This window comes from Akkermansia muciniphila (assembly GCF_018709685.1).
In the GTDB taxonomy this organism is placed as follows: domain Bacteria; phylum Verrucomicrobiota; class Verrucomicrobiia; order Verrucomicrobiales; family Akkermansiaceae; genus Akkermansia; species Akkermansia muciniphila_E.
Genome location: NZ_JABDHQ010000015.1, coordinates 17,734 through 44,035, shown reverse-complemented (window position 1 = coordinate 44,035; position 26,302 = coordinate 17,734). Strand labels below are relative to the sequence as shown.

The window sequence follows — 26,302 nt, the reverse complement described above, 5'->3', positions numbered from 1 at the left end:
TGAGTCATTTTCTGCTGAAACAGGTTCAGCGGGAGCGGCGGCGGCGCATCAGCAGGGCGGCCAGTCCCAGCAGGCTCAGGGAGGCCGTGGCCGGTTCCGGAACCGTCAGGTTGGGCATTCCGTTCGTCACCGCCATGGCGGAGACGCCGTAGTTGCCGCCCAAATTGAGCAGGCTGTCGGCGAATTGCATGGACACGTCGGAAGTGGGATTGAAACCGGCGGAGGTTTCAAACTGCCATGTCAGCATGAACGTTCCCCCGGAAAGCAGGGTAGCCAGGCTGCCGCTGCCAATGTGGAGCAGGTCAACCACCTGTCCGTTGGTGCCGGCCAGGTAGATATTCTTGACGGTGAGTCCGTTTCCGGTCAGAGTCACGGGACTGTTCGTCCCCCAGGTGGCTACGTTGGCCAGACCGCTTACGGTAAATACGGAAGACATCGTGTAGGAATTATTGGCCTGGAATCCGGTAACGTTGATCTGACCGGGAGTGACCAGGCCGCCTACGCCGAGGACGAGGTTTTCATTCCAGCCGCGGGCGGTCTTGGAGGAATCCAGGTCATAGCCATAAGCCTGCTTCCACATGTTCAGGCCCCCGCTTCCGATCGTGGTGGTCACGCCCGTGAAGGACAGGGGGGCGTTGGTCGCCTGGGATACGCCGAGCAAACCGCCAGCCGTGTAGGTTACCTTGATCAGGGAATTCGTATTGTCTGTTGCCGTCAGGGAGGAAGTGCCGCGGCTGGTACCGGATACGGCGCCGCTGGCCAGGTTCCACGGAGCGGAGTAAGTGTTGGAACTTTCTCCGAACGAAATCATTGTCGTCTTCCCCCATCCCGGTGCGGAGCACAGAAGAGCAAGGAGCGACAGTACACATAAACGCATTTTCATATCATCAGCAGAGATAGAGTGTTTCCTTTTAATTATTTCCTTGTCGGCGTTTTTTATTCAAGTGACGTCAACAAGGGATTTGACTCGAACGCACACTCCGGGTTCACGCAATAGATGAAAAAAAAATCCCATTTTTCCAATTTCCGGAACAATGTATTAAGAAACAACGAGAAGCAATGTGTCATCCGTTTTGACATCCATTTTCATTTCAAACGGTTCCAAGAAAAAACAGCCCTTCTTCCAGACACAAAAAATCCCCCCGGCCCCAAGGCCGGGAGGATGAAAAACACAGGCTTAAAGCCTTCCCTGCATTACCAGAAGATGATGTACAGGATTACCGTAGCGGCAACCACAAACCAGCCAAAAATCTTGGCGCGGGAGGAAGATTGCAGGGCCACCACGCCCCGGTCCGGGAGCACGATGGACTGTCCGCCGCGGGCGACGTTCACCAGCGTGAAGATAAGGCCGATGACCATGACGATGATGAAGCAGACGGCCATGCGGTTCAGGAAGGCCATTTCCGGCTGCCATATCTTCAGGGCTCCGTACAGGAGGGCATTAATGACAATACCCAGCCAGCCGAAGATGCGCGGGCACTTCGGCACAAAGAAGCCGAAGAGGAACACGCACAGGGCGCCCGGGCTGAGGAAGCCCTGGAATTCCTGAATGAAGTTGAAGATGCCGCCAAAGGCCGGACTGTCCAGGAACGGAGCAATGCACAGCGCAATCACGGCGCACGCCAGCAGGCCGATCTTGCCGACGGTCACCAGTTCCGGCGGTTTTGCGTTCCTGCGCAGCTTGTTGTAAATGTCCATCGTGAAGATGGTGGAAGCGGAGTTCAGCATGGACGCCAGGGAAGACACCACCGCGCCGAAGAGGGCGGCAAGCACGAACCACGTCCACCCCGTGCCGGGCAGCAGTTTCCTGATCAGCGTGCCGAAGGCGGAGTCATAGTCAAAGCCCACCAGGGTATCCGTCAGGTAGTAGCCGTCCGAATTGTCTACGGCGGGCTTGATAATCTTGTCGTTAAGCTTGGCGATCTTTTCCACGAAGGGAGCGCGTTCCGCCAGCGTGGTCTGGTCATCGGCGGCGTCCGCCTTCAGATCGGCGCAGGCCTGCTTCAGATCAGCCATAACCTCGCCGCCCACCTTCATTACCTCCGCATTATGCAGGGCGTGGGCGCAGCCTTGCTCCACGTTTTCCACCAGGAAGCTGTCCGTAAGCTTGTAGATGACGGGACGGCCCTGGACCTTGGCGGGATCTTCCGCCTTGCGGATTTCCGCCGCATACTTCACTTCGGCCTGTTCCTTCAGGTCATTGCGGTACAGGTTGTAGGCCAGAATGCCCGGCACCACCACCACAAACGGAATGATGAGCTTGAGGAACGCGGCGAACACGATGCCCATCTGGCCTTCCGCCAGGGACTTGGAGGCCAGCGTGCGCTGCATGATGTACTGGTTCAGGCCCCAGTAGAAGAAGTTGGGAATCCACAGGCCCAGGCAGAGGGCCGTCCACGGGATTTCCGCGTCGTCCGCCGGGCGGATCATGTGGAGCTTGCCGCCCACGGTATTGACGCCGCTGGCCGCATCCCCGGAGTTAAGTTCAAAGAAGCGCGTCACCCCGTGCCACAAGCTGTCCGAGGGATTTCCCAGGGAGGCGACCGTGGCGCCGGAATTGGCCGCGGCGGACTGCACCAGATGGTTCGGGTCCGCGCCGCTCAGCGCTATCAGGGCGAAGTACGCCACCACGCCGCCGCCCACAATCAGCGCGGCGCCCCAGAAGAGGTCCGTCCACGCGCAGGCTTTCAAGCCGCCCACAAATACGTACACGGTAGCACAGAAGGCGATGATGATACAGCCTACGGTGATGTTGCCGAAGTCAATTCCCATGGCGGTGTATCCTGTAAAGAATACGGAAATGACCTTGGCGCCTGCGTAAATAACGCCGGCGGTCGGCACGCCCACCAGAATCAGCAGCGTGGCGATGGCCATCAGGGAGCGGGCCAGCGTGTTGTAACGGTATTCCAGGAATTCGGGAATGGTGTACACGCCGCCTTTCAGCAGCTTGGGAAGGAAGCAGAAGGCCACGACCACCAGCGTGATGGCGGCCAGCCATTCATACCCGGCAATCGCCATGCCCACCCAGTTGGCGGACTTGCCGGACATCCCCACAAATTGTTCCGTGGAGATATTGGCGGCAATCAGGGAGAAACCCACCAGCCACCAGGTCAGGCCGCGCCCGGCCAGGAAGTAGTCTGAAGCTCCCTTGGTCTTTTTTTCTTCCGCCGTTTCTTCCGGGTCACGGCTTTTCCAGATACCCAGGGCGATGACGCCCACCACGACCACGCAGAACAGGACGACTTCCACCGCGGAAAGGGGAGCCGTTTTAGGTTCCGCGGAGGCTTCCGGGGCTTCCTGGGAGGCGGCGGCGGGAACCGCCGGCTCAAGGTCTGCGACCGGCAGAGCTTCCGCAGCCGGGGCCATGGCCGGGGCGGCCGCGGCAGGCTGCGCATCAATCACCGTTGCGGGCGCGGAGCCCTCCTGGGCGGAAACGCCCCACGTCATCAGGGCCAGGGCCCCGAATATGGTTGCTAGTTTTCTCATAATCAGTATGGATTAAGCTTGGTAGAGAACACGGGCGCCTTCCCCGGCGCGCGTGACGAGGTAAGTGGTTTCAATCCCCGTTTCCTGGCAGTAGCCGTCAAGAAGCTCGCGGGCCACCTTTTCCACGTCTTCCGTCTTCACCAGGGCGACGATGCAGCCGCCGAAGCCGCCGCCCGTCATGCGGGCGCCGTAAATGGAGGAGGCGGAGGGAATACGGTCACAGAGAGACACCAGGGTGTCCACTTCCGCACAGGAAACTTCATAATCATCACGCAGGGAGGCGTGGCTGCCGCGCATGGCTACGCCGGCTTCATCCCAGTCACCGCGGGCAAGGGCGTTCGCAAAGGCCTGCACGCGGGCATTTTCCCCAATGACGTGGCGGGCGCGGCGGTAGCGCACGTCGCCAAGCTGCTCCTTGAAGGATTCCAGCAATTCCAGCGTGGCTTCACGCAGGGAGGGCACGCCCATGATGGCGGAGGCTTCCTCACACTGCTTGCGGCGCTGCCCGTAGGCTCCGTCCGCCAGGGAGTGCTTCACGGCGCTGTCCAGCACCAGCACGGAGACGGATTCATTGTTCATCGGCACCAGTTCATATTCCAGGGAGGCGCAGTCCAGCTTGAGGGCCATGCCCTTCTTTCCGTTGGCGGAAATGAACTGGTCCATGATGCCGCACGGAACGTTTACAAATTCATGTTCCACGGCCTGGCCGATCAGGGCCACTTCCTTGGGATCAATCTCCACCCCGGCAAAGGCCGCAAGCGCCGTGCAGACGGCCACTTCAAGGGCCGCGCTGGAGGAGAGGCCGCCGCCGCGCGGAACGTTGCTGTCAATCAGCATGTCCACCGGGCCTATTTCTATGCCGCGCCTGTGCAGGTTGGCCAGGACGCCGCGGACGTAGTTGGACCAGAACGGATCGCCGGGAACCAGGGCGTCTTCCACTGCAATTTCATGGATCTGGTCGCCCAGGGAGCCGCAGAAGCGGTGCTTGCCCGCGGGAGAGGGAGCCACAGCCACCACGCAATGGTTGTCAAGGGCCATAGGCATTACAAAACCATTATTATAATCCGTGTGTTCGCCAATGAGATTCACACGCCCCGGTGCCGCTGCCACATGAGTTGGCGCCTGACCGAAATACTCGATGAAATACGGAGTCACCGTTTCTTTTGAGATTTCTCGCTGAACTAAATCCATAGTGCGCAGATTTTGCCTTATCCATTTCCCCACCTCAAGGTTAAAGTCTCCGTCCGGCTACAAATTCCTTTATTTTCCGCCAATAACCCAAACAGGCGCCGGCAACCGCCCGCATTCCCTGTAAAAACGGCCTCCCGGCGACCGGGCCATGCGGCTGAAGCCCTCCGGAAACGCTGCCGCCGCCCTGTATATTTCAGGAGCGCAAGGAAGAGGAAGCGTCACTTGGCCCCGCGTGCGAACAACACCGCCGGGACGGTTTTCAACAGCAGCTTGACATCCAGCCACAGGGACCAGTTGTCAATGTAATGCATGTCCAGCTCCACCAGCCGTTCAAATTCACGGATGTTGCTGCGGCCCGCGATCTGCCAGTACCCCGTAACGCCGGGGAGCACGCTCAGCCTGCGGCGGTGCGCGTCACTGGTAAAGGCCGCCGTTTCATATACGGGCAAAGGGCGCGGGCCCACCAGGCTCATTTCACCCTTCAGCACATTGATGAGCTGCGGAAGCTCGTCAATGCTGAATTTCCTCAGGAAGCGCCCGAAGGCAAAAATGCGCGGGTCGTGCTCCAGCTTGAAGATGGGGCCGTCCATGTCATTGCCGTACCTGGCCTTCACCTCATCCAGCCTCTTGTCCGCATCCCGGTACATGGTGCGGAATTTCCACATGCCGAACTCCCTGCCATACAGGCCGGAACGCTTCTGGCGGTAAAAGACGGGGCCGCGGTCGGAAAGCCGGATGCCTATGGTGGCCAGCAGCCACAGCGGAGACGTGAAGACCAGGAGCAGGAGCGCGCCCACCCAGTCCAGCATCTTTTTCAACTGCCAGGAGGTAGTGTAGGGAATGGGGGTGGACTTGTACACCAGCATCCTGGTGCCCCCCAGCACCCCGAAATAGGTTTGGTGCACGTCGGGCATGTCCACCACCATGCTCGCATAAAAATCAACCCCCATCTTTCCGCACAGCTCCACCAGGCACCGTGCCACGGAGGAATCCACCTCTTCCGGAAGAAACACCACCTTGCTGATGCACCGGCGTATCAGCAAGCTCCTGACCCCCTCTCGGTCCACCTCCTCAGGAGCCATCACCATCAGTTCATCCTTGAAATCCACATGGTCGCTTTTCAGCAGCTTCCGGAATTCCTTCACGTGCTCCGGAACGCCTACCACGAGCGTGGGGGCCTCTTCCACCAAAACCTTCTCCGCCCGGAACCGGTTGATGCGCAGCCAGAGGCCGCACAGGAAGGTCAGCACATAAGCCAGCGTCTGCACGGCGATGTCCACGAAAAAGGGTACAAGAAACTTCCAGGTAATCATGCTGACCACGACAAAACAGGCATACGCCACCACAAACCGCTGGATGCTCATTCCCAGCGTCATGCACCGGTAGTAAACGCCGAGCTGGTCACAGCAGACGTACAGCAGCAGGGACATCGTCAGCGGCGTCAGCACCAGCACGCGCAGACGCCACGGCTCCGGATCCACCCCCATCCATTGCCATGAAACAAAACCGACAATAAAGAAAATGACGAATGCAAGGATGGAAAAAACAATCTTATTGATCCCGTAGGTAGTACGGTCTGCATTTTGAATCAGCATCGAGAGAGTACAAGTTAGTTGAAGTTAAAGTGCCCCCCCTTGGTCTTTTTGTCAAGTTGCTAGCTCACCTTCCCCCGTTTGCGGGCGCCGGAAAGCCCAAAATGACGGGAAACCGGCTTGCAAGAAGCCGGTTCCCTGTGCATTGGTATACGCGTCAATCGACCGGACTGGTACCGCACCTAGCCGGATCGCCCCCCTATCAGACCATGCATGGACCGTTGATCGGGGAATGGGGCATCCTTACTCCTGGCTTTTCTCATGGTAGCGGAACGTCCCGGCGATGCTCCGGCCGGAACCTACTGCATACAGCGACAACTCCGGCATGACACCAACATAATCACCAACTTAGAATATAAGTATGTCACAACACAACACACAGGGAAGGCAGGGCCAGGGAGCCCGCCGCCGCTACAACAAGAGCGGACGCTCCTATGGCAATGACCGCCGGGATTCCAGCGGCTACCGTCCCAAGTATAAGAAAGAAGCACCTGCCAAGCTCTCCCTGTGGCAGCGTTTCCTGGGGCTCTTCGGCATTCGTCCGGCCAAGAATAACAAGCCTGCCCCCAGGGACAAGGCAGCTCCCGCCAAGACCAACACCCGCGTGGCCCGCAACAACAGGCAGGAACGCGTTTCCGCACCCAAGCAGCCCGTTTCCAACCGCAGGCTTTACGTGGGCAACCTCTCCTATGAAGCTACGGAAAGCGATCTTGAAGACGTATTCAAGGGCATCGGCGAAGTCAGTTCCGTGGAAATCATTTACAATCCCCGCACCCACAAGTCCAAGGGCTACGCCTTTGTGGAAATGAAGAAGATGGAAGATGCCGTCCGTTCCGTGGATATTCTCCACAACCAGCCCTTCATGGGCCGGAACCTGCTGGTCAGCGGCGCCAACGAACGCCAGGAACAGCCCAGGGAAGCCCGCTCCCCCCGGGAGGAGCAGACCGCCATGGAAGAAGTGAAGGAAACCTCCACTCCCCTGATCCAGCCGGAAGCGCCCGCTTCCCAGACTCAGGAACAGTAACCGTTTTATCATGCGGAAGCCGGCCTTTGCAAGAAGGCCGGCTTCTTGCGTTTAAGGAGGAAAAGGCCCGCCCCGTTTCCGCTCCTTGCCTCTCTCCCGCTGTAACCAGCCATCAACAGACGAAAGGGTGGAACCTTAAATAATCGGAAAGGTCAGGGGGAAAAGGAAAGGGTGAAGTATCCCAAATGGAACAAATGGCCCTTTCAATTTTTCAAGATTGGCCCTTCCGGGCATTTATTTCCGCAACTGTCCCCGCGACTCTTCCATCCCGGCGCGGAAAGCCTGCATTTTCAAGGCATTTCAAGCAAATTCAACCCTTTTCAACTATTTGTGGCCGGCCACACCGCATTTCCACGCGCGGGAACGGGAACGGCCGCAGGCGCGGCACAGGCCGGGGGACATGGAAGAATCCCCATGGCTCTTTCCCTCCATGGAAATGCGGACACAGGGAAGGCACGGAAAAGACGGGGGCCATTACGGCAATCCCCAGGCTCCGCGCAGGCGCAGATAGTCCCTGGCGGGCAGCAGGATGTAAAGCGGGTGTTTGGAGGGGTCCAGCCACGCGATCATGGCTCTCAGGTTCTCCTCACTCATGGCGGTGCAACCGGCCGTAGGGGCCCCGCCGTTCCGGCGCCAGATGTGGAAGAAGATGGAGGAGCCGCCGCCAGGCACGGGCTTCTCCCGTCCGGCTGCGGCATTATGCCTGATAAACAGTTTCAGGCTGTGCGCGTAATCGTTCAGCTTCATCTGCTGCTTGAACTCCCACGGAGTGGAGGGGTCATGCTTCAAGACAAAGTGCTGGTTGTACAGCGGGGAAGCGGGATCATCCACCCACATGTCACGCGGCGTAATGCGGCGGTACGGCATGGAGCGCTTCTTCTGCGGTACGGGAACCGTGCCATACACCCCTCCCAGTTCAAAAATCCCGGCGGGGGAACGCAAGTCCCCCTCCTTCTTCACCGGACCGCCGGAAGGCGGAAGGCTGACGCCCCTGCCCCAGACCAAGCCGGATTTTCCCAGACGCGCCGGAAAAGGCCCCTTCACCATCACCCAGCCGCGCGGCCCCTTTTCCAAAAGGCTCAACTGCACATGGGAACTGTTCCAGCCCTCCGCGGACCCCACAATCACCTGGCTGCAATCCGCGGGAAGCGCCGCGGCCGTAATGCAGAACGCCGCCAGCATGCACAAACACAGGTACACTGCCTTCATGGGCGGTAGCATAGCGGCGGCGCCCCGGAAGAAAAGCAAATACTCCGTCTCCGCAGACACGCCGCGGGCCGGAAGCCCCTCCCTAGTTCAACGGAAGAACCTCATTCAGCAGGGATTCAATCCCCTCCTTGGCAAAGCGGGAATAAAGGTACAGCTTCTTGGCCTCCATGTACTTGCCCAGGGCTGAACCCACTTCCCCCGCGTTCCGGCACTTTTCCGCATCATTCAGCAGATTCACCAGGGTGCTCGCCTTGGTGGTCAGGTCCAGGTACTGGGCGTTCAGTTCCTGGTCATTAATGAACAGCTCCTGGTCCCTGGAACGCAATTGCTGCAATTCCTCCCAGGCGCCGTACACGTCCTGCATGGCCTCACGCTGGCGCGCGGCACCCAGGGCGCGTTCAATGACGGCCATCTTGCCCAGGTCCTCCACAAACTGCTTCTGGAGCTCCGGGTCATCCTTCACCAGCACGGCGAACTCATGCTGGTTGTCAAAAATGCGGCGGTAATTCTTGTTCTTGTGGAAGCGCTTGAAATCCTCCAGCGCGTGTGACTGCTGCCCGGCGGCCATCATGGCGTTCCGCAGCGGAAGCAGGCGCGGATTCTTGGGCCAGATTTCAATGGCGCTCTTCAGGCATTCCTCCAGCTTGGGGCGGTCTCCCCTGGCGAGGGCTTCCTGGCCCTGCGCGATGTAGGCGTCACTGGCGAACACGGCGGCGCTGATGGCGGATTCGGCACGGCCCGTGCTGAAATCCCGTGCGGTCTTTTTAAGGGCTTCCACCAGGGTAAGGGCTTCCTCGTAATCCTTGCCGTTCATCAGCTCAAACAGCTTCTCCACATCCCGCTTGAAGGCATAAAGCTTCTGCTTCTTCTCATACGGGAACGTATTCACGGCAGGCATGAACTCCCCGATCAGGAGCGCCTCATTCAGCCGTTCCAGCGCGTCCACGTAATGGCGGGAATCCACCAGGTTGTTCACGGCCTTCATGTGGCGGTCCGAATCACGCGCCAGCTCCCGGGAAAGGTTATCCAGAACGGCTACGGTGGGGGGGGCCCCCAGCGTGCCGCTGAACATCTTGGCGGCGTCCGAATTTTTGTCCAGCCTCAGCTTGGTATCCCCGTCATTGAACAGGCGGCTGTAAATGCCGCAGCCTATGGAAACATGGTCAAAGCGCCGCTGGGCGAACAACTGCACCAGCGTGGACTGGAACACGATCTTCGCTTCCGTCACCGTCAGCACCTGCTCGCTCTCCAGCTTCAGCTTGCGGGCCTCCATCTCCACCATGCGCTTTTCCAGATACTTGTAGCGGGGGTTGTTCTTGGCCGGATTACTGGCAGAGGCGCCTTTCTTGCCCCCCTTCTGGTTGGAGGGGGAACCGGAACTGGTGGTCACGCCGCTTTCCATCAGGCTCATCTTCTGGGCATTGCTGCGTATCTCCCTCTCCATCGCCTCAAGCATCTTCCCCTTGTTCTTCCCGTTGGTCTTGGCCTGCCACGCAGTATAAATAGCCTGGCAGAGGGCATCGGACACGCCTCCGTCCAGCGGATTGCTGGAAGCGGCGGTCAACAGGTCCACTACCTGCCGCACCACATTGTCCGCCAACAGTTTTTCCTTCCGCATGGAAAGCGTCTCATGGAGTTTTTGAAAAATCTTCTGATACTCCTTGGCGTCCTCCGTGCTCTCCTCCGGCTGGCTCAGGTACTTGTTGAAGCGCGCCTCAATCTCCCGGAAACTGCCCATGTTCAGCGTAGAACCGTTGATGGTCACGGTGCCGTCCTGAGGATTCAGGAAGGGCAGTTCATTGCCGTACAGGGACTTGGCATCCCCCTGACGGGAAGGCTGGTAGGCATTCGGCTGCGCGGCGGCCGGGGAGGAAGGGGGAGCGGCGGGAGCGCCCCCGCCGGAAGCGGGCGGATTATACATCATCTGCCCCAGCGCCGGAACAGCGCAGGCCAGAGTCAGGAAAAGGCAGCATTTCATGGGTCGGGGAAGGTTGTTCATTTAGGCTGAATGGATGTGGCTACGCATACGCCGCGCACCTTCGGAGTGATGTCTTCCACACGGAATTCTATTCTGTACTGCTGGTCGCGGTTGATGTTCAGGCCGTTCCTGGCCTCCGCGGAAACAGAAATGGGAATAATGTATTCACGCCCGGAGGCGTCCTTGTACAAAAAGGAAATCAGCTCGGACTCGCCGCGCGGAAAACGGTCGATCACCGTTCCGTCCAGCACGTAATTGTTATTGGAAAGCTGGGAAGCGTTCGCCGCCAGGATATCCAGCGGAATGTCGGACCCCGCCTGCGGCTTCTCCTTGGCGCGGAATACGACAACTCCCACGATGACGGCCAGCACAAGTACTACCGCGCCGACCACCAGCATCAGCGCGGATGATGAGGAACTCTTTTTTTTTGCTGCACGTCGTCTCGCCATAACTTTTGATGGAAAAAGTATATAACGAACTCCGCGCAAGTGCACGCATTAAATTACAGCTCCCAGCGCGAGCGGCGAATGCCCGCGTAGGAAGCGGCAATGCCGCATGCAACGTGTGCGCCCAGAACAACATAGCAAAGCAGGGCCGGGGTCAGGTCCGTATCCAGCACATTCTTGACGGCGTTGTACACGTCGGCCTTCAGGGCGGAGATGCTGCCGGACCAGGCCCAGTACGCGGAAATGAAGGGCCGTATGAAACCCTCCACCTGTTCCGGAAGGGCCAGCACCGCCCCGGAAAGGGGAAGCTGGAAGCCCACCAGGTAAATGCTCAGCAGGGAGGCCTGGTCCGCGCTCCGGGCCAGGGAGGAAATGCCCAGGCACACAAAGGTCATGGCGGCGTCCGCCAGAATCAGGAACAGCAGGTGCGTCAGGCCGCCGCCCCGGTCCCAGAAGAAATCCACAAAGGCGAACATCCAGACGGACTGCACCAGCACCAGAACGCTCAGGTAGGCCAGCTTGCTCCCCAGATAGGCGGAAGGCCGCATGCCCGCGTATTTCTCCTTCTCCATGATGGCCCGTTCCCCGGCCACCTCCCGCGCGGCATTGTTGGAGCCCATCAGGCCCAGCAGAATCACTTCAAACATGATGATGCCGGAAACGGCGGAACCCGTCTTCATATTCAACTGCTGGGCCTCCATATCCTTCTGGAGGGTCTGCACGTCCTGTGTGGCGGAAAGCCCCACGATCTGCCCGGTGCCCTTGTCCGTGAACATGGCTACCAGCACCGGAAACAGCAGAATCATCACCAATTGCAGAATCAATTGGGAGCGGTCACGGAAAAAGATGCGCCAGCGGCGCCCCAGCAGGCAAAAGAACTGCGTAAAAAATCCCGGCACTTCCGGAATGGAATCCTCCGGAGCATCCCCCTGCCCTTCCTCGGCGCGGGTTTCCGCGGGATCGTCCTGCACGGCTTCCGCCCCTTCTTCCTCCGTTTCCGGCGCTTCCCCTGCCTTCCCGGCTCTCACGGCGCTGCGCACGGCATCCGGATCCGGGAGTTCCCCGGAAAGAATCTTCTGTTCCCTCTCCTTCTCCATCCGGGAATAATAGGAATCCCGGTGCTTGCCCCAGGACCGGCACCAGGAGGGGCCTTCACGGTCCTGAAGCTTGGGATAAATCTCCTCCAGCGAGGAAACGCCGAAGTAATGGAGCATGGTCTTCGGAGAACCGTGATAAGCCACGCAGCCCTGGTGCATCACCAGGATGGAATCATACCGGTCCAGATGGGAAAGGCTGTGCGTGACGGAAATGACGATGCGGCCTTCCGAACGGGAGATTTCATGCAGAAGGTCCACGATATCGTGCTCGGACCTGGGGTCCAGGCCGGACGTCACCTCGTCGCAAATCAGCAGGCGCGGATTGGACACCAACTCCATGGCCAGCGCCAGGCGCCGCTTCTGGCCGCCGGAAAGAATCTTCACGTCACGGTCCGCAATCCCTTCCATCCCGGTTACTTCCAGCGCATTGTCAATGCTGTCGTCCAAATCGTCCACGGAATTGAACCGGCAGCGGAGCCTGGCGGCGCTCTCCACATTCTCATCCACGCTCAACTGGTCATAGGCAATGCTGAACTGGGGAACGAACCCGATTTCCGACGGTTCAAAGTCTTCTTCCGCCAGATCATGGCCATTCCAGAAAAAACGGCCGTCCGTTTCCGCAATCATGCCCGCAACCGCCTTTAACAAGGTGGTCTTTCCGCACCCGGAAGGTCCCACAATAGCCATAAAATGCCCCCTGGGCACATTAAAGCTGACATTGTCCAATAATTTCAAAGGACCATCCGGTGTTTCTATCTCATACGTAATGCCGTCCGCCTGCAACATGGTTCTTTTATCCTAACGTATCAATTCCTGCATCATCAAGGAAAATCGGGTATCCGGGTTTTATCTTGCCGTAAACGAAGAATATGTTATTCAAAAACTTTCCCTTCACGGCATTTCTCCAATTAAATTAAATGATTTTTACCCGCTCCCTCGCTTTAGCCGCCTTTCTGGCTCCCCTGGCATGTGCCGCCCCGCCTCCGGCCGCGGAGCAGCCCCGTTTTACCGTCGCCCTGGATGACTGGAGCATTTCCTATATGAACGGACCCGGAAAAGTCAGCCTGGGCATCTCCATCATGCTGCAAGGGAAAGGAACCTTTATCGTTCCTTCTTCCGGGGAAGGACAGCTCACGCGACTGGCCATGCGGGATTCCACCGGAAAAGAAACGCCCTGCGACCCCCGCCAGCCATGGGGAGTGCCCGGCAAGCTCAATCCTTCCCATGTTCTTGGCTCCAAATCCTCATCCTCTCCCGGGTCACCTTACACCATCCTGCATTTTTCCTGCGGTTTCAAGGAGCTGCCGGCCCCTCAATCGGAATGGCTGCGCATCCGCGGAACCTGGACCGTCCAGTTCTGCCCGGACCCGCAACGGCTGATGCTGGAGCAAACGGTCCAACCAGCGGAAGAGCCCCAGACATTCTATCTGGACCTTCCGGAGCCAGGCGTCCGGGAAAACAGCGATATCATCCAGGCTGACTCCGCCAGCAACACGGCTTCCATTCAACTGAAAACCAACGAAGAGCGGACCACCCTATCCTGCGAGGCGGAATTCCCTTCTTCCGCTTTCATTCAAGGCTTTGCCATTCTGGATTCCACCGGACGCCCCATACCCGGCCTGCGGCGCGCCCTTACGCCGGAAATTGAAGAACAGGAAGACGGTAAAACCAGAATTGCCTGCCTGTACGAAATGGAAGAAGAAACGGATGGGGAAGGAGCGGGAAAGCCCGTCCCCAGCCTCCCCCGTGAATTGAAAATCGGCGCCGTTTACCTTCCCAGCAAACATTCGCTGGATGTTCCCATTGACCTGACCGTGAACCCCTCCCTTTCTACGCCCCGCCCTTCCCGGGAACCGGTGAACAACCCTGAATCCGGTCTTTCCGCACGGCCGTCATCAGCCCTTCAGGTAAAATTATACAATTGGTTTTTCTCTAGAAACGAGCAGGAACCCGTCTTTCTCGGCATTCACCTTCATACGGATAAAAACCACGCCCTGCTGAATGATATGGAACAACAGGGAGCCAGTTATATCAACCTTTCCACCCCCGGTGGAAAAACAGCCGTTCACTGCCGGGTTAAGCCTCCCACATGGGGAACCTCCACCTATAACATGCTCTTTTTTCCTCTTCCCCGTTCGCTCCCTCCCGGCAACGGGGGATGGCTGCTGACCGGGGAGCTCCGCGTGCCGGTCGGAGAAGTTCACACAACTCCGGCCCGGACGATTCCGGCAGAACCGGGCAAAAAATGGGTGTTCGACGTTCCGGCAGCATCCGAAGGCTATCCGCCCTTCCGGCTTCAGGCCACCCTTCTCGGCATTAAGCCGTCAGCAAAGGAATGCCGGGTCACCTTCAAGTTGCAGGGCCACCATGGAAAACCGCATTTCAGCGGCTTTCATGTGGAAGGGGGCATACAGATCATGACCAATAAAGACCCGGAGGATGAAACCGCCCACCTCATCACCTATTCCTTTCCACAGCCTCCCGGCACTTTAAGCTGCTGCGCAAAATACATCGTCAACCCAACCGTTATCCGCCATCCCCTGAACATGCGCATCGGGCTGGGCGGCATCGTCCCGGCTCCCACGGAAAAATGACATCCCGCTTTTTTTCATGGTTTCCGCCCTTTTCCGGAACCATGATGGGGGCCATGATCCGGCAAGCATCCCGGGAAGACTTTCCGGCAATCCTGAATCTTCAATTCCTCGCCTTCGGAGAAGTGGCGGAGCGGCTGGGGCTCGGCACTATTCCGCCTCTGCAACAGACCCTGGAAGATTTGCAGGAGGAGGCGCGACACGGCGTGGTCTTCAAATATACGGAAAACGGGCGTATCACCGCGTCCGTCAGAGGCTGCCTGGATGCTGAAGGAGTCTGCCGCGTAGGCAAGCTGATTGTGGACCCGGCCTGCCGGAACAGGGGACTCGGACGGCAGCTCATGCAGCATCTGGAAGAACACTTCCGTGGAAAAGCGGCCAGTTACTTCCTCTTCACCTCGGCGGAGACCCCGGAAACCCTGCATCTGTACCGCAAGCTGGGTTATGTGGAGCTGTACAGAGAGACGGCACCAGGCATGACGACGGTATTTCTGGAAAAGAAGGCCTGAATCCGCCGCAATCAGGAAGATTTCATTTCATCAGCTTCCACACCACCAGCCTGGTGACGGCGCCTGTCAGCAGAAGAGCCGCCGCAATCAGGAAAGGTGCCCACCCCAGCAAGCCCGCCGCCAGCAGAAACGCTACGGCGCACGCCAGTAAAAAAGCATTGATGAACCGCAACAGGGTCCATTCTTCCGCGTAAAGGGGAGACAGGGAAAAGGCGTCCGCCAGCCAGTCCGTCATCCATTCCAGAATTTCATTTCTCATCCATTCCCACATAGCCGTCAACTTTTTTGCTAATTGATGATAAATGATTTACTTGTGAACGCAAGGGGAAGGACAGCCGGAGTTTTCCCCCATGGAAGGTTTTTACAAGAGCCGGGAAACCGGGATTTCCCGGCCCTCATCACAACCATTATTCGGAGCGCAGCGGGAAAGGACTTGCCCTCACGGGCCGCACTCAGAACGGGAAGTCCGCATCCCCTACCGGATCCACGGCTTTTTCCTCAAATTTCTTCACGGCTTTCTGCTGGGGGTTCACGGCGCGGACGATGAGGGCGCGGGTAGGCATTTCCCGGTGTTTCCTGAACTCGCATCTCTCCTCGCACAGGTTGCAGGAATTCAGGCGCGCGCGTTCCTCCGGCCGTTCCGTGGTGACGGGGCACGCGTGTTCGCACGCGCCGCAGCCGATGCACAGGGAAGGGTCCAGCCGGGGCAGGCGGTGTTCCTGCCCGTCCCGCCCGATGTAGGGTACCGTGTAAAGGGCCTTGGTGGGGCAGTGCTCCGTACAGGCGCCGCAGTCCATGTCCTCCCGCGCAACCAGGCAGCGGCAGACGTAGAACTGGGCCACGGCGATGCGCGTGGTATCCTTCGTAAGTTCCGCAGTATCCCTCTCCGCCGTAATGGGGAGCTGGCGGATGGCGCCCGTGGGGCAGACTTCCGCACAGCGGTGGCAGTCGTAAAGGCAGTATTTGGTGGAAAAATCCATCCGGGGCTTCATGAACCCTTTCAGCCCGAGCTGCAAATAGGCAGGCTGGAGCACATGGGTGGGGCAGTTGGCTATGCACATCTGGCACCCGGTGCACCTGTCCAGAAAGCGTTCCAGAGACCCGGCGCCGGGGGGCAGGACGCACTGGGTGGGGTCCAGCCTCTGGGCGGCGTCACCACGGCATCCGGAAAGGGCCGCGGTAGCCAGTCCGGCCGCGGTGGCCCCCAGGAACTGGCGGCGGGAACTCCCGGCGATGGGGGGAGCGGCGGCCGCGGAAGGGGGAACGGGCGCCGGGGCGGCTTTTTTCTTTTTGGCGGGAATCAGCGTGCGGGTTTTGGTGAACCAGCGGTAGCGTATCCCCCCCTCGGAGCAGGAACGCACGCAGTCGTAGCACGCCACGCAGCGGGAGGCGTCTATCCTGTATTCCTTCAGGTTCAGGCACTGGGCCTTGCAGGATTTGACGCATTTGCCGCATTTCTTGCAGGAACCGGGATCAAAGCCCAGCCGGAAGAGGGAGACGCGGGAGAGCAGCCCCAGCAGCGTACCCACGGGGCACACCGTATTACAGTACAGGCGCCCTTTCCAGGCGCTCATGACGACCACCAGGCCGAGCATGCCCGCAGAAGCCAGCAGGGCCGGAAAGGCCACGGAGAAATAGTCCATGCGGACCAGGTCGGCAGAGGCGCTGTCCCCCGCCAGCAGGTTGTTGCTCCAGATGGCGGCAGGCCATGCCAGCACATACATGATGCGCCCGAAGATGCTGTACGGGTCCAGCCAGTTCAGGGACAGGCCGGCAAGCCCGGTCACGCAGCAGGCGGCCAGCGCTCCCAGCACCACATACCGCACCCATGGCACGGGAGTGGAAAATTTCAGGAAACGCTTCGGCGCCATCCAGCGGCGGATTCGGAAAACGATGTCCTGGAGAATACCCAGCGGACAGAGGAAGGAGCAATAGACGCGCCCGAACAGCAGCGTGAGCAGCAGCAGAACCGCCAGAATCCCGATGGAAACGGAAACACCGTCCAGAGCCCCCAGCACGGACGGGATAAACTGCCACTGCGCCAGGGAGAAAGAGTTTTCCATGCCTTCCCCTCCGCCCGTCATGTTCGGAACGTTCCACGCGGGAATATGGTGCAGGAAGGCATACGCAATCCCGACGAAGAAGATGACGGCCACCGTCACGCGGAGCCACTTCAGCGGACTGACGAAAAAGGCTTTGATGACTGACATACCAGTAATAAAACCGCCGGAGGCGGAAAGTTGGCCCCTTCCGCGTCATCCGCGGGAGGAGGCCGCCGCCTCAGGCCATGCTGATGCGGCGGATGTTGAGCTTGGAAAGGTCGGCGGTGCCCAGCCCCATTTCCTCTCCCAACTGCACGTGGCGGATTTTCCCGGCCTTGTTCAGCAGGGCCGCGCCTGCGGCGTCAATGGCCACGATGTCACGGGAGGCCAGAAGGGTCTTGCGCTCCACCAGGTCATTGGTGTCCTTCCCCACGGGGCCGTTGCGCACCATGGGCATGTAGGCGTCCAGCACGCACAGGTCAGGCTTGCGGAAGTACACGGCGTCCGCGATGCACTGGTGCAGGTCGTTCTTATGCATGGCGCCACGGTCCCAGACGGTGCCCATCACGTTCTTCATGCAGGCGGTCATTTCGGAACCGCTGTGGTGCTTGAGCGGGGGGCAGGTGATGTAGACATCCGCTTCCAGCACGGCCTTGTGCACCTTGGCGGAAGTGAATTTTTTGGCCTTCGGGTTTTCCGTCTGCACATACTGCCCTTCGTTGCCGCCGTCCACCATCACGCCGCCGGCTTTTTCCACGGCCTCTTTCACGCCGCTGCCTTCATAGGCTCCGTTGTGGCAGCAGTGGTCGAATACCCTGACTTCCTTCGCCCCTGCCTGCTTGCACAGTTCCACCAGCGTGGCGACGGTTTCAGGATGGGTGTTGGAACCGAATTCCGGCCCCTTGTTCCAGCCGATGTTCGGCTTGATCACGACGGTCTGGCCCGGCTTGACAAAGGCCTGCATGCCCCCCAGCGTATCCACGGCCTTCCGGACCATGTCCGCACGGGTGCCGTTGCGGACGGCCACCAGGTCCGGAATGCCGGAAGAAGCCGGGGCCCCGGCCTCCTGGGCGAACAGGGAGTCCATGTCCGAGATGGCTGCAAGCGCCCCTACGGCGGCAGTCCCCTTTAAAAAAGTACGTCTGTCAGTCATTTTCTTTGCGAAGTCAATGGTTTGCCCAAGCCTGCGGAAGCATGCGGAAGGTTTTATGCCTTTTCCTAACATACGTCCTGCGGAAAGACAACCTGTCATTCCTTCTACGCGGAAATTTATAAACGAATTGTCATACGGCTGCGGCTCCTATACAACGCGGTCATGAAATGTTCCCTGCTCAGCCGCCCCATGACCTGCGCGCATGGCTGGATCAGCAGCGTCGTGCATCCCGGCGATACCGTGGCGGATGCCACGGCAGGCAATGGGCACGACACGGTTTTTCTGGCCCGCCTGGCCGGTCCCGCCGGACACGTGCACGCTTTTGACGTGCAGGAGGAAGCCATCCGGTCCACCAGGGAGCGGCTGGAGGAAGCGGGGCTCCTCACGCCCTCCGTCCATCTCCATCTTGCCAGCCATGACCGTCTGGCGGAGCTGGTCAGCGGCCCCGTGAAGGCTATTGTCTTCAACCTGGGCTACCTGCCGGGCGGGGATAAAAAGACGGTCACCCGGACGGACTCCACCCTGGCCGCTCTGGAACAGGCCGCCGCCCTGATTGCGCCCAACGGCCTTCTCAGCGTCATGTGCTATCCGGGCCATGAGGGAGGGGATGCGGAGGCGGAAGCCGTGGAGGCCTTCCTTTCCCGCCTGCCGCACCATACCTGGCGCACCGGAAAATACCAGCTGCTGAACACCGGCTCCCCGGCGCCCTTCCAGGTCTGCGCCTTCAGGCTGGACTGACCCTCCGCGCCACACTGGACAACAATTCTCCGCTCCGTCACAATCCGCTTGATTTCAAATCATGGCGGAGTAGGGTAGCCCGCATGACTATCCACTATATCCGCCGCAGTTTTGCCGTGGCCGCCTGCATGCTCTCCGTGCTGGCGGCGTGTTCCGCCTCCGCCCAGGAGCCGGGGGAAGACCGGAACCCGTTTGAAGGATTGAACGTCCGGCAGGGCCCCGGAATACTGCGCCTGGGAAGCATCGCGGAAGTGAGGCTTCCGGGGGAATGCATTTACCTGAATGGTACGGATACGTCCCGCTTGATGAAGCGGCTGGGAAACCCGTCGGAAGGAGGGGAGCTGGGCAGCGTGGCGGGAGATTCCTGCATTGCCATCTTTGAATTTGATCCGGTGGGCTACGTGAAGGACGATGAAAAGGATGAACTGGATCCGGACGAATTGCTGGACAGCATCAGGGAAGGCACGAAAGAAGCCAACAAGGAACGCGCCAGAATGGGGGCCGCCCCCATGTACATCAAGGGATGGTACAGGAAGCCCTACTATGATGAAGCCACTCATAATCTGGAATGGATCATCACCGGAGAGAGCGAGGGCGTGGAGAACCTGAACGTCAACACCCGCATCCTGGGCCGCAAGGGAGTCATGACCGTGACCCTCGTCACTTCCCCGGAAACGATTGCCCAGGACCTGCCGGTTTACCGGGAATGGCTGAAGGGGTTTGACTTCCGGGCGGGGCAGAAGTACGGAGAGTACCGCTCCGGAGACAAGGTGGCGGAATACGGCCTGATGGCCCTGGTTGCGGGGGGAGGCGCGGCGGCGCTCGCCAAGGGCGGCTTTTTCAAGTCATTCTGGAAGCTCATCGTGGCCGGGCTGGCCGCGGCGGGAGCCCTCATTAAAAAATTCTTCAGGAAGAAGAAGTCCTGACGTCCGCGGCGGATGAGTGATGAACAAACCACCTTTCTTCTCCTGGCCGTACTCTACCTGGTGGAGTGCTGCCTGATTGCCGGGAGGGATTCCTTTCTGTTCCTTCCCCGGCCGTTCGGGCATTTCTGGCAGGCGCAGGCGGCTGGAAAAGGACTGGCCGTCCGGCACGGAGTCCTGGCCGTACTGCCGCCCCTGACGCCATGGCGCCCGGCGGTGCTCAGCTCTCCGGCGCCCCTGCTGTTCCATCCTTCCGGAATCATTCACCGTGAGACGGGCCGGGAAATACGGTGGGAGGAGATAAACTCCCTTTCTGCGGAAAACGCGCGGCTTTATATCAACGGCGCTCCCTTTGCCCGGTTCCAGGATGAGTACGGGGCCGTAGAGGCCATGAACCGGTTGAAGGCCCTGATCTCCGCACCACCTGAAACGCGCCCGGCCGCCATCCGCGCCCTCCTTGCCCTCCGCGGACAACCCGGAAGCGTGAAAAGAGCCGTTCAGCGGATGAAACGGCGCACCTTTCCCCTCCGCCTTCTGGGAACGGTGCAGCTTCCGGTCATGTTTGCAATGCCTCCGGTGCTTTTCCACCTGCTGCCGCCGGGAGCGGCCTTCCTGCTCTCCGCCGCCCTGATTTTCCTGACGGGGTGGTGCATCTCCGGACTATTCTTCCGCATTCACCGGAAGCTGTATCCGGAGCGCCGCGGGGAACGGTGGGGCAAACTGTTCCACTTCCTGCTGTATCCGCCCGGCACCATTGGAGCGACGCATGCGCTCTCCCTCCCGCTGGGCAGCCGCTATCATCCGGCGGCCTGGGCCTGCGCCCTGCTTCCGGAACGGGACCGGCGCTCCTTCCTGGCCCGCCTTCTCCGGGAAGGCCGCTACCCCGTTTCACGGGGCGCATGTTCCCCTGATGCAGCGGAGCGGTTCCGGGAAGCCTCCCGGGAAGAATACGAAGCCCTCCATTCCTATCTGGACAGGTGCGGACTGCTTCCCCCGGAAGAAGAGCCGGAATGGGAGGAAAAGGACGGCTGCACGCGGTACTGCCCCCGGTGCCTGGGTATTTACCGGACGGAAGCGGAGACGTGCCCCGCCTGTTCCGTCATCCCTCTTCAGCCCCTCCCGGCCCGGCGGGAGAGGCAGGGAACTGATTGCGGCGGCAGGGAAGAAAATTCCCCGTGACCGGGGCCCGGCGGAATGTTCAGCCCCGGCGCTCCTTCATCCACTCTACCACCTGCGCCAGGGCGCGGGCGCGGTGGGACATGGAGTTCTTCACCTCCATGGGGAGCTGGGCAAAACTCCGGTCATGGCCCTCCGGCACAAACAGCGGATCATAACCGAACCCCCCTTCCCCGGCGGGTTCCGTCAGCATATGGCCTTCCACGGAACCGGAAAACTCCGCCAGCACGCTGCCGTTCCCGGCAAGCACCATCACGCAGCGGAACCGGGCGGAGGGCTTGTCCCCCGGCCTGACTCCGGCGCGCCGGAGCTCCTCCATCATGCGGAGGTTATTCCGCGCGTGGTTTCCTTCCTCCCCGCCAAAGGAGGAGGACCAGACGCCCGGGCGGCCGTCCAGCACATCCACCTCCAGCCCGGAATCATCCGCCAGCACAATGCCGGGAATGCATCTGGAAGCGGAAAGCGCCTTCAGCGTGGCATTCTCCGTAAACGTTACTCCCGTTTCATCCACGGGCGGGGCCTGGGGATAGTCGGAAAGGTCCCTCACCTCCCATTTTCCGGCCAGCATGGCGCGGATTTCCCCGGTCTTGTGGGCGTTGCGCGTGGCAACCACCAGCAGCGGCAATGCTTGTTCCATCATCATGAATTTTCCATATGGTTAACTAACAGGAGGACGCGGCGTTCAGCAGTCAATCTCCATACTGACGGGGCAATGGTCAGACCCCATCATAGCCGGATGGATGGCCGCATCTTTCACCTTGGTAACCAAAGAGTTGGAAACGCAGAAATAATCTATGCGCCACCCGGCGTTCCGGACGCGGGCCTTCCCCCAGTACGGCCACCAGCTGAACCACTTCTCCTCCCCCGGATGCAGGGCGCGGAACGTATCCGTAAACCCGGCCTCAAGCAGCATGGTGAAGCCGGAGCGCTCCTGGTCGCTGAACCCGGCGCAAAAACGGTTCTTTTCCGGCTCCGTGATGTCTATCTCCTGGTGCGCTACATTCAAATCCCCGCAGAAAATGACCGGCTTGGTTTCCGCCAATCCCGCCACGTACTTGCGGAACACGGCGTCCCATTGCTCCCGGTACGGAAGGCGCGCCAGCTCCCCCTGGGAATTGGGGGTGTAACAGTTGACCAGGTAAAATCCTTCAAACTCCATCGTGCACACGCGCCCCTCCCGGTCATGCTCCGGCCAGCCCATGCCCGTGGACGTGGAGACGGGCTTTACCCGGCTCAAGGTGAGCACCCCGGAATAACCCGGTTTTTCCGCCGGATTCCAAAGCTGGTACGGCCAGGAGGAAAGCCACAGGTCGTCCACCTGCTCCGGACGCGCCTTGATCTCCTGAAGGCAGAGGATATCCGGCGCCAGCGCGTCCATGGCGGCCCCCATGCTCTTGCCGAGAATCGCCCGCAATCCGTTCACGTTCCATGAGACGAGTTTCATGGATGCATACTTCCCGTTTTTGGCGGCTCCGTCAAGTCCTCAAACCACCCTGCGGAACGCCCTCCGCGCGCCCTGCTGGAAATCCTCCTTCCGGAATCATCCCCAGTCTTTTGCATGCCGCATAGAACATGTGTTTTTTCTTGCCAAGGCCGCCCCCCCATGCTTACTTAGATAGGCAAACACCCCGAGAGACACTCGAGAGTGGGTCTGTCGACCCGCTCTTTTTTGTCTATCCATCACACTCCTCCACACTCATGACAAACGATATTAAAGCTTTGATTGACTACTACGAGAGGGAAAAAGGACTCTCCCGTGAAAAAATTCTTCTCGCTCTGGAATCCGCCTTTCTCTCTGCCTACCGCAAAATGGTTCCCGGCTCCGGCAGCATCAACTACCTGAGGGCTGAAATCAATGTGGACAAAGGCAAGGTGCGCATCTTTGCCGATCTGGAAGTGGTGCCGGATGAAGAATATTCCGACAAGTTCAACCAAATCCCCCTTTCCCTGGCCGTCAAGCTGGACCAGAACGCCGTGCTGCACGACCTGCTGCCCACCAACATCACGCCCAAGGGGTTCGGCCGCATCGCCGTCCAGACCGCACGCCAGACCATGCTCCAGAAGCTGCTGGACGCGGAAAAGGAAATGCTTTACGACGAGTTCAAGGACCGCGCCGGGGATCTGGTGACGGGAACCATCCGCCGTTTTGAAAAGGGGGACATCTTTGTGGACCTCGGCAAATTTGAAGGCGTCATGACCTCCCGCGAACGCGTCCCGAACGAGGACTACAGCGTCGGCGACCGCATGCGCTTCTACGTGGTGGAGGTGCGCACGGAAGCCCGCGGCCCGGAAGTCATCCTCTCCCGCAGCCATCCGAACCTGGTGCGCCGCCTCTTTGAATCCGAAGTGGTGGAAATAGGCGACCAGACCGTGGAAATCCACGGCATTGCCCGTGAAGCCGGCTACCGCACCAAGGTGGCCGTCATCAGCCATGACGACAAGGTGGACCCGGTGGGGGCATGCGTAGGCATGCGCGGAGCCCGCGTCAAAAACATCGTGCGGGAGCTCAACAATGAAAAAGTGGACATCCTGGAATGGACGGAAGACCCCGTCGTCTTTGTCCGGGAAGCCCTCAGCCCCGTGGAACCGCGGGAAATCACCGTGGACGAGGAAGCCAAGAAAATCTTCGTCATCGTCCAGGACGACAAGGACCTCTCCAAGGCCATCGGCCGCAGGGGCCAGAACGCCCGCCTCACCTCCCGCCTGATGAACTGGGACGTCCAGGTGCGCGTCTTTGACGTCCAGGAAGAGGAAAAACGCCAGAACCAGGCCGCTGCCGAGGAAGTGATGCGCCAATGCCAGGCCGCCGCCAAGACCCTCAGCGAACAACTGGACATCCCGGAAGAAACCGCCATGGGCCTGGTGACCATGGGCGGAACGGACCTGACGGCCCTCACCGGATTTGAAGCTTCCGACATCGCGGAAAGCATGGGCATTCCCGCAGAGGAAGCCGCCCAGATTCTGGACAAGGCCAGGGACCTCATCTCCCAATAACATTGAGCGCGGCGCTCAATACCTAACAAACTTAAATCAAGATGCCTAATAAACAAGAAGAGAACGAACCCAAAAAGGAAGTATTGGATCTGATCGGCGGATCTCCCAAAAAGAAACGCGCACCCCAGCCGGAACCCGCACCGGCGCCCTCCCGCCCTGCCCCGGTCAAGAAAGAAGCTCTCGACTTGCTTTCCGGCCCCAAGAAAAAAGCGCCCAAGCCCGCTCCCTCCGAACCGGCTCCCGCCCCTGTCCAGGCCGCTTCCGCCGCAGAACCTGCTGCGCCTGCACCCCGGGAGGAAGAAACCGCGGACGGTAAAATCATCAACCTCAAGCCGCCCGTCTCCGTCTCCGAGCTGGCCGGCATGCTCCAGGCCAAGCCCTTCCAGATCATCAAGGACCTGATGGGCATGGGCATCTTCGCCAACCCGAACACGCCGCTGGACGCGGACGCCGTCAGCGCCATCTGCGACCTGCACGGCTACACCTTCGCCCGTGAAAAACGGGAAAAGGGCGGCGGCGTCAAGGCCCAGCAGGAACCGGTCAAGGAGCCGGAACCCGTGCCGGTGGTGGAAGAGCCCAAGGCCACCCTCATCCTGCGCACGCCCATCGTCACCGTCATGGGCCACGTGGACCACGGCAAAACCTCTCTGCTGGACTACATCCGCAAGGCGCGCGTAGCCAAGGGGGAAGCCGGCGGCATCACCCAGCACATCGGCGCGTACACGGTTGACTACAACGGCAGCACCCTCACCTTCCTGGATACTCCGGGCCACGCCATCTTCACGGAAATGCGCGCCCGCGGCGCGGACGTGACGGACATCGTGGTGCTGGTAGTAGCCGCCAATGACGGCATCATGCCCCAGACGCGGGAAGCCATCGCCCACTCCAAGGCGGCCGGCAAGACCATCATCGTGGCCATCAACAAATGCGACCTCCCGGCCGCAGACCCCGTCAAGACCAAGACCGGCCTGATGGAAGAAGGGCTGGTCCCCACGGACTTCGGCGGCAATGTGGAATGCGTGGAAGTCTCCGCCCTGACCGGAGACGGCATTGACGACCTTCTCGGCCTCCTTGTCCTCCAGTCTGAAGTGCTTGAACTCCAGGCAAACCCCAAGGCCAACTGCCGCGCCTCCATCATTGAGGCCCGCGTGGAACCCGGCACGGGCAGCTCCGCCACGGCCATCGTGGAAAGCGGCACCATCCGCGTAGGCATGCCCTTCATCTGCGGCCCGTACGCCGGCAAGGTGCGTGCCCTGGTCAACGACCACGGCGAACGCGTCAAAAAGGTAGGCCCCGGCATGCCCGTGGAAATCACCGGCTTCTCCGAAACCCCGAACGTGGGCGACGAGCTCGTGGAAATGGAAAACGAACGCGCCGCCAAGAAACTGGGTGAAGAACGCCAGGAGGAACTGCGCAAGCAGCGCCTGGCCCAGCCCCGCAAGGCCCGCATGGAAGAACTGCTCGCCATGATGGGAGACGGCACCCAGAAAGCCCAGCTCAAGATCCTCCTGAAGGGGGACGTGCAGGGCTCCGTGGAAGCCATCAAGAAAGCCATTCTGGACATCCAGTCCGACAAGGTGGAATGCATCTTCCTGAGCTCCTCCGCCGGTCCCATCTCGGAATCGGACGTGCTCCTGGCCTCCTCCTCGGACGCCGTCATCCTGGGCTTCAACGTCAAGGTGGAAGCCAACGCCGTGAAACTGCTCAAGCGGGAAGGCGTGCAGGTGAAGCTGTACTCCATCGTTTACGAACTCATCGACCAGGTGAGGGACGCCATGCTGGGCCTGCTGGAACCGGAAACGCGTGAAACCATCATCGGCCACGCCAAAGTGCTCCAGGTCTTCAAGCTCAACAAGGGCCGTGCAGCGGGCTGCATGGTGGAGGACGGCAAAATCCTCCGCAGCTGTGAAGCGCGCGTCATCCGCGACAAGACCCCCGTCTTTGACGGCAAGATGTCCACCCTCCGCCGCTTCCAGGATGAAGTGGATGAAGTCAAGGCCGGCCTGGAATGCGGTATCCGCCTGGGCGACTTTAACGAATACGAGGCAGGCGACGTCATCGAATGCTACACGCTGGAAAAAATCCAGCAGACACTGTAACCTAAACCGGAACCAAATCAACAGGGATGGACGCCCCTTGCACGCCCCTCCGGG

General features: G+C 60.0%; 21 protein-coding genes. 8 read left to right on the top strand and 13 right to left on the bottom strand.

Annotated features, from left to right (window positions below):
• Positions 1 to 25 precede the first annotated feature (25 nt).
• From HHJ06_RS09775 to HHJ06_RS09760, 4 genes are all read right to left on the bottom strand, one after another.
• Positions 26 to 811, bottom strand: a complete 786-nt coding sequence (locus HHJ06_RS09775) for a PEP-CTERM sorting domain-containing protein (protein ID WP_215429210.1) — start codon at positions 809 to 811, stop codon at positions 26 to 28.
• Between the two features lie 383 nt (positions 812 to 1,194).
• Positions 1,195 to 3,486 carry a sodium:solute symporter family transporter gene (locus HHJ06_RS09770; protein WP_251841487.1) on the bottom strand — a complete coding sequence of 764 codons (2,292 nt, stop codon included), beginning with the start codon at positions 3,484 to 3,486 and terminating at the stop codon, positions 1,195 to 1,197.
• A gap of 12 nt (positions 3,487 to 3,498) precedes the next feature.
• Positions 3,499 to 4,677: a galactokinase gene (galK, locus tag HHJ06_RS09765; protein ID WP_251841486.1), complete on the bottom strand. Its 1,179-nt coding sequence runs from the start codon at positions 4,675 to 4,677 to the stop codon at positions 3,499 to 3,501.
• Positions 4,678 to 4,895: 218 nt separating this feature from the next.
• Positions 4,896 to 6,272, bottom strand: a complete 1,377-nt coding sequence (locus HHJ06_RS09760) for an exopolysaccharide biosynthesis polyprenyl glycosylphosphotransferase (RefSeq protein ID WP_215429206.1) — start codon at positions 6,270 to 6,272, stop codon at positions 4,896 to 4,898.
• Between the two features lie 358 nt (positions 6,273 to 6,630).
• Between HHJ06_RS09760 and HHJ06_RS09755 the strand changes: the two genes are divergently transcribed.
• On the top strand, positions 6,631 to 7,293 hold the full coding sequence (locus HHJ06_RS09755) for a hypothetical protein (protein ID WP_215429198.1): 663 nt from the start codon (positions 6,631 to 6,633) through the stop codon (positions 7,291 to 7,293).
• Between the two features lie 474 nt (positions 7,294 to 7,767).
• Here the strand turns inward: HHJ06_RS09755 and HHJ06_RS09750 are convergent, their stop codons facing one another.
• From HHJ06_RS09750 to HHJ06_RS09735, 4 genes are all read right to left on the bottom strand, one after another.
• On the bottom strand, positions 7,768 to 8,502 hold the full coding sequence (locus HHJ06_RS09750; protein WP_215429196.1) for a L,D-transpeptidase family protein: 735 nt from the start codon (positions 8,500 to 8,502) through the stop codon (positions 7,768 to 7,770).
• 82 nt (positions 8,503 to 8,584) lie between these two features.
• Positions 8,585 to 10,480 carry a hypothetical protein gene (locus HHJ06_RS09745; protein WP_215429193.1) on the bottom strand — a complete coding sequence of 632 codons (1,896 nt, stop codon included), beginning with the start codon at positions 10,478 to 10,480 and terminating at the stop codon, positions 8,585 to 8,587.
• A gap of 17 nt (positions 10,481 to 10,497) precedes the next feature.
• On the bottom strand, positions 10,498 to 10,929 hold the full coding sequence (locus HHJ06_RS09740) for a hypothetical protein (protein ID WP_215429191.1): 432 nt from the start codon (positions 10,927 to 10,929) through the stop codon (positions 10,498 to 10,500).
• A 53-nt stretch (positions 10,930 to 10,982) separates the two neighbouring features.
• Positions 10,983 to 12,809 carry an ATP-binding cassette domain-containing protein gene (locus tag HHJ06_RS09735; RefSeq protein ID WP_215429189.1) on the bottom strand — a complete coding sequence of 609 codons (1,827 nt, stop codon included), beginning with the start codon at positions 12,807 to 12,809 and terminating at the stop codon, positions 10,983 to 10,985.
• Between the two features lie 131 nt (positions 12,810 to 12,940).
• On the opposite strand from HHJ06_RS09735, the gene HHJ06_RS09730 reads away from it, so the two are divergent.
• Entirely contained in the window at positions 12,941 to 14,617 is a 1,677-nt protein-coding gene (locus HHJ06_RS09730) for a hypothetical protein (RefSeq protein ID WP_215429186.1), read from the top strand.
• Between the two features lie 53 nt (positions 14,618 to 14,670).
• Positions 14,671 to 15,123, top strand: coding sequence for a GNAT family N-acetyltransferase (locus HHJ06_RS09725; RefSeq protein ID WP_215429184.1), 453 nt, complete (start codon positions 14,671 to 14,673; stop codon positions 15,121 to 15,123).
• A gap of 22 nt (positions 15,124 to 15,145) precedes the next feature.
• On the opposite strand, the gene HHJ06_RS09720 is transcribed toward HHJ06_RS09725, so the two are convergent.
• The 3 genes from HHJ06_RS09720 to HHJ06_RS09710 all read right to left on the bottom strand — a co-directional run bounded on the left by HHJ06_RS09720 (position 15,146) and on the right by HHJ06_RS09710 (position 18,318).
• Positions 15,146 to 15,382, bottom strand: coding sequence for a hypothetical protein (locus tag HHJ06_RS09720; protein ID WP_215429181.1), 237 nt, complete (start codon positions 15,380 to 15,382; stop codon positions 15,146 to 15,148).
• A gap of 193 nt (positions 15,383 to 15,575) precedes the next feature.
• Entirely contained in the window at positions 15,576 to 17,333 is a 1,758-nt protein-coding gene (locus tag HHJ06_RS11885; RefSeq protein WP_215429178.1) for a 4Fe-4S dicluster domain-containing protein, read from the bottom strand.
• A 70-nt stretch (positions 17,334 to 17,403) separates the two neighbouring features.
• Positions 17,404 to 18,318, bottom strand: a complete 915-nt coding sequence (locus HHJ06_RS09710) for a DUF362 domain-containing protein (protein WP_215429176.1) — start codon at positions 18,316 to 18,318, stop codon at positions 17,404 to 17,406.
• Positions 18,319 to 18,480: 162 nt separating this feature from the next.
• Here HHJ06_RS09710 and HHJ06_RS09705 point away from each other — a divergent pair, with 162 nt between their 5' ends.
• From HHJ06_RS09705 to HHJ06_RS09695, 3 genes are all read left to right on the top strand, one after another.
• Complete coding sequence (locus HHJ06_RS09705; RefSeq protein ID WP_215429174.1) at positions 18,481 to 19,056, top strand: class I SAM-dependent methyltransferase; 576 nt, start codon at positions 18,481 to 18,483, stop codon at positions 19,054 to 19,056.
• Positions 19,057 to 19,139: 83 nt separating this feature from the next.
• Positions 19,140 to 19,982 (top strand): DUF2167 domain-containing protein, encoded by an 843-nt coding sequence (locus tag HHJ06_RS09700; protein ID WP_215429172.1) that lies wholly within the window; start codon positions 19,140 to 19,142, stop codon positions 19,980 to 19,982.
• A 12-nt stretch (positions 19,983 to 19,994) separates the two neighbouring features.
• Positions 19,995 to 21,158 (top strand): hypothetical protein, encoded by a 1,164-nt coding sequence (locus tag HHJ06_RS09695; RefSeq protein WP_215429169.1) that lies wholly within the window; start codon positions 19,995 to 19,997, stop codon positions 21,156 to 21,158.
• Positions 21,159 to 21,177: 19 nt separating this feature from the next.
• On the opposite strand, the gene HHJ06_RS09690 is transcribed toward HHJ06_RS09695, so the two are convergent.
• Both HHJ06_RS09690 and HHJ06_RS09685 read right to left on the bottom strand, forming a co-directional pair.
• The gene (locus HHJ06_RS09690) at positions 21,178 to 21,798 is read right to left on the bottom strand and encodes a non-canonical purine NTP pyrophosphatase (RefSeq protein ID WP_215429167.1); all 621 of its coding nucleotides are present in this window, start codon (positions 21,796 to 21,798) and stop codon (positions 21,178 to 21,180) included.
• Positions 21,799 to 21,837: 39 nt separating this feature from the next.
• Positions 21,838 to 22,599, bottom strand: coding sequence for an exodeoxyribonuclease III (locus HHJ06_RS09685; protein ID WP_215429165.1), 762 nt, complete (start codon positions 22,597 to 22,599; stop codon positions 21,838 to 21,840).
• 254 nt (positions 22,600 to 22,853) lie between these two features.
• Between HHJ06_RS09685 and nusA the strand changes: the two genes are divergently transcribed.
• Both nusA and infB read left to right on the top strand, forming a co-directional pair.
• On the top strand, positions 22,854 to 24,149 hold the full coding sequence (gene nusA / locus HHJ06_RS09680) for a transcription termination factor NusA (RefSeq protein ID WP_215429163.1): 1,296 nt from the start codon (positions 22,854 to 22,856) through the stop codon (positions 24,147 to 24,149).
• 41 nt (positions 24,150 to 24,190) lie between these two features.
• Entirely contained in the window at positions 24,191 to 26,248 is a 2,058-nt protein-coding gene (gene infB / locus HHJ06_RS09675) for a translation initiation factor IF-2 (protein ID WP_215429161.1), read from the top strand.
• Positions 26,249 to 26,302: the final 54 nt, after the last annotated feature.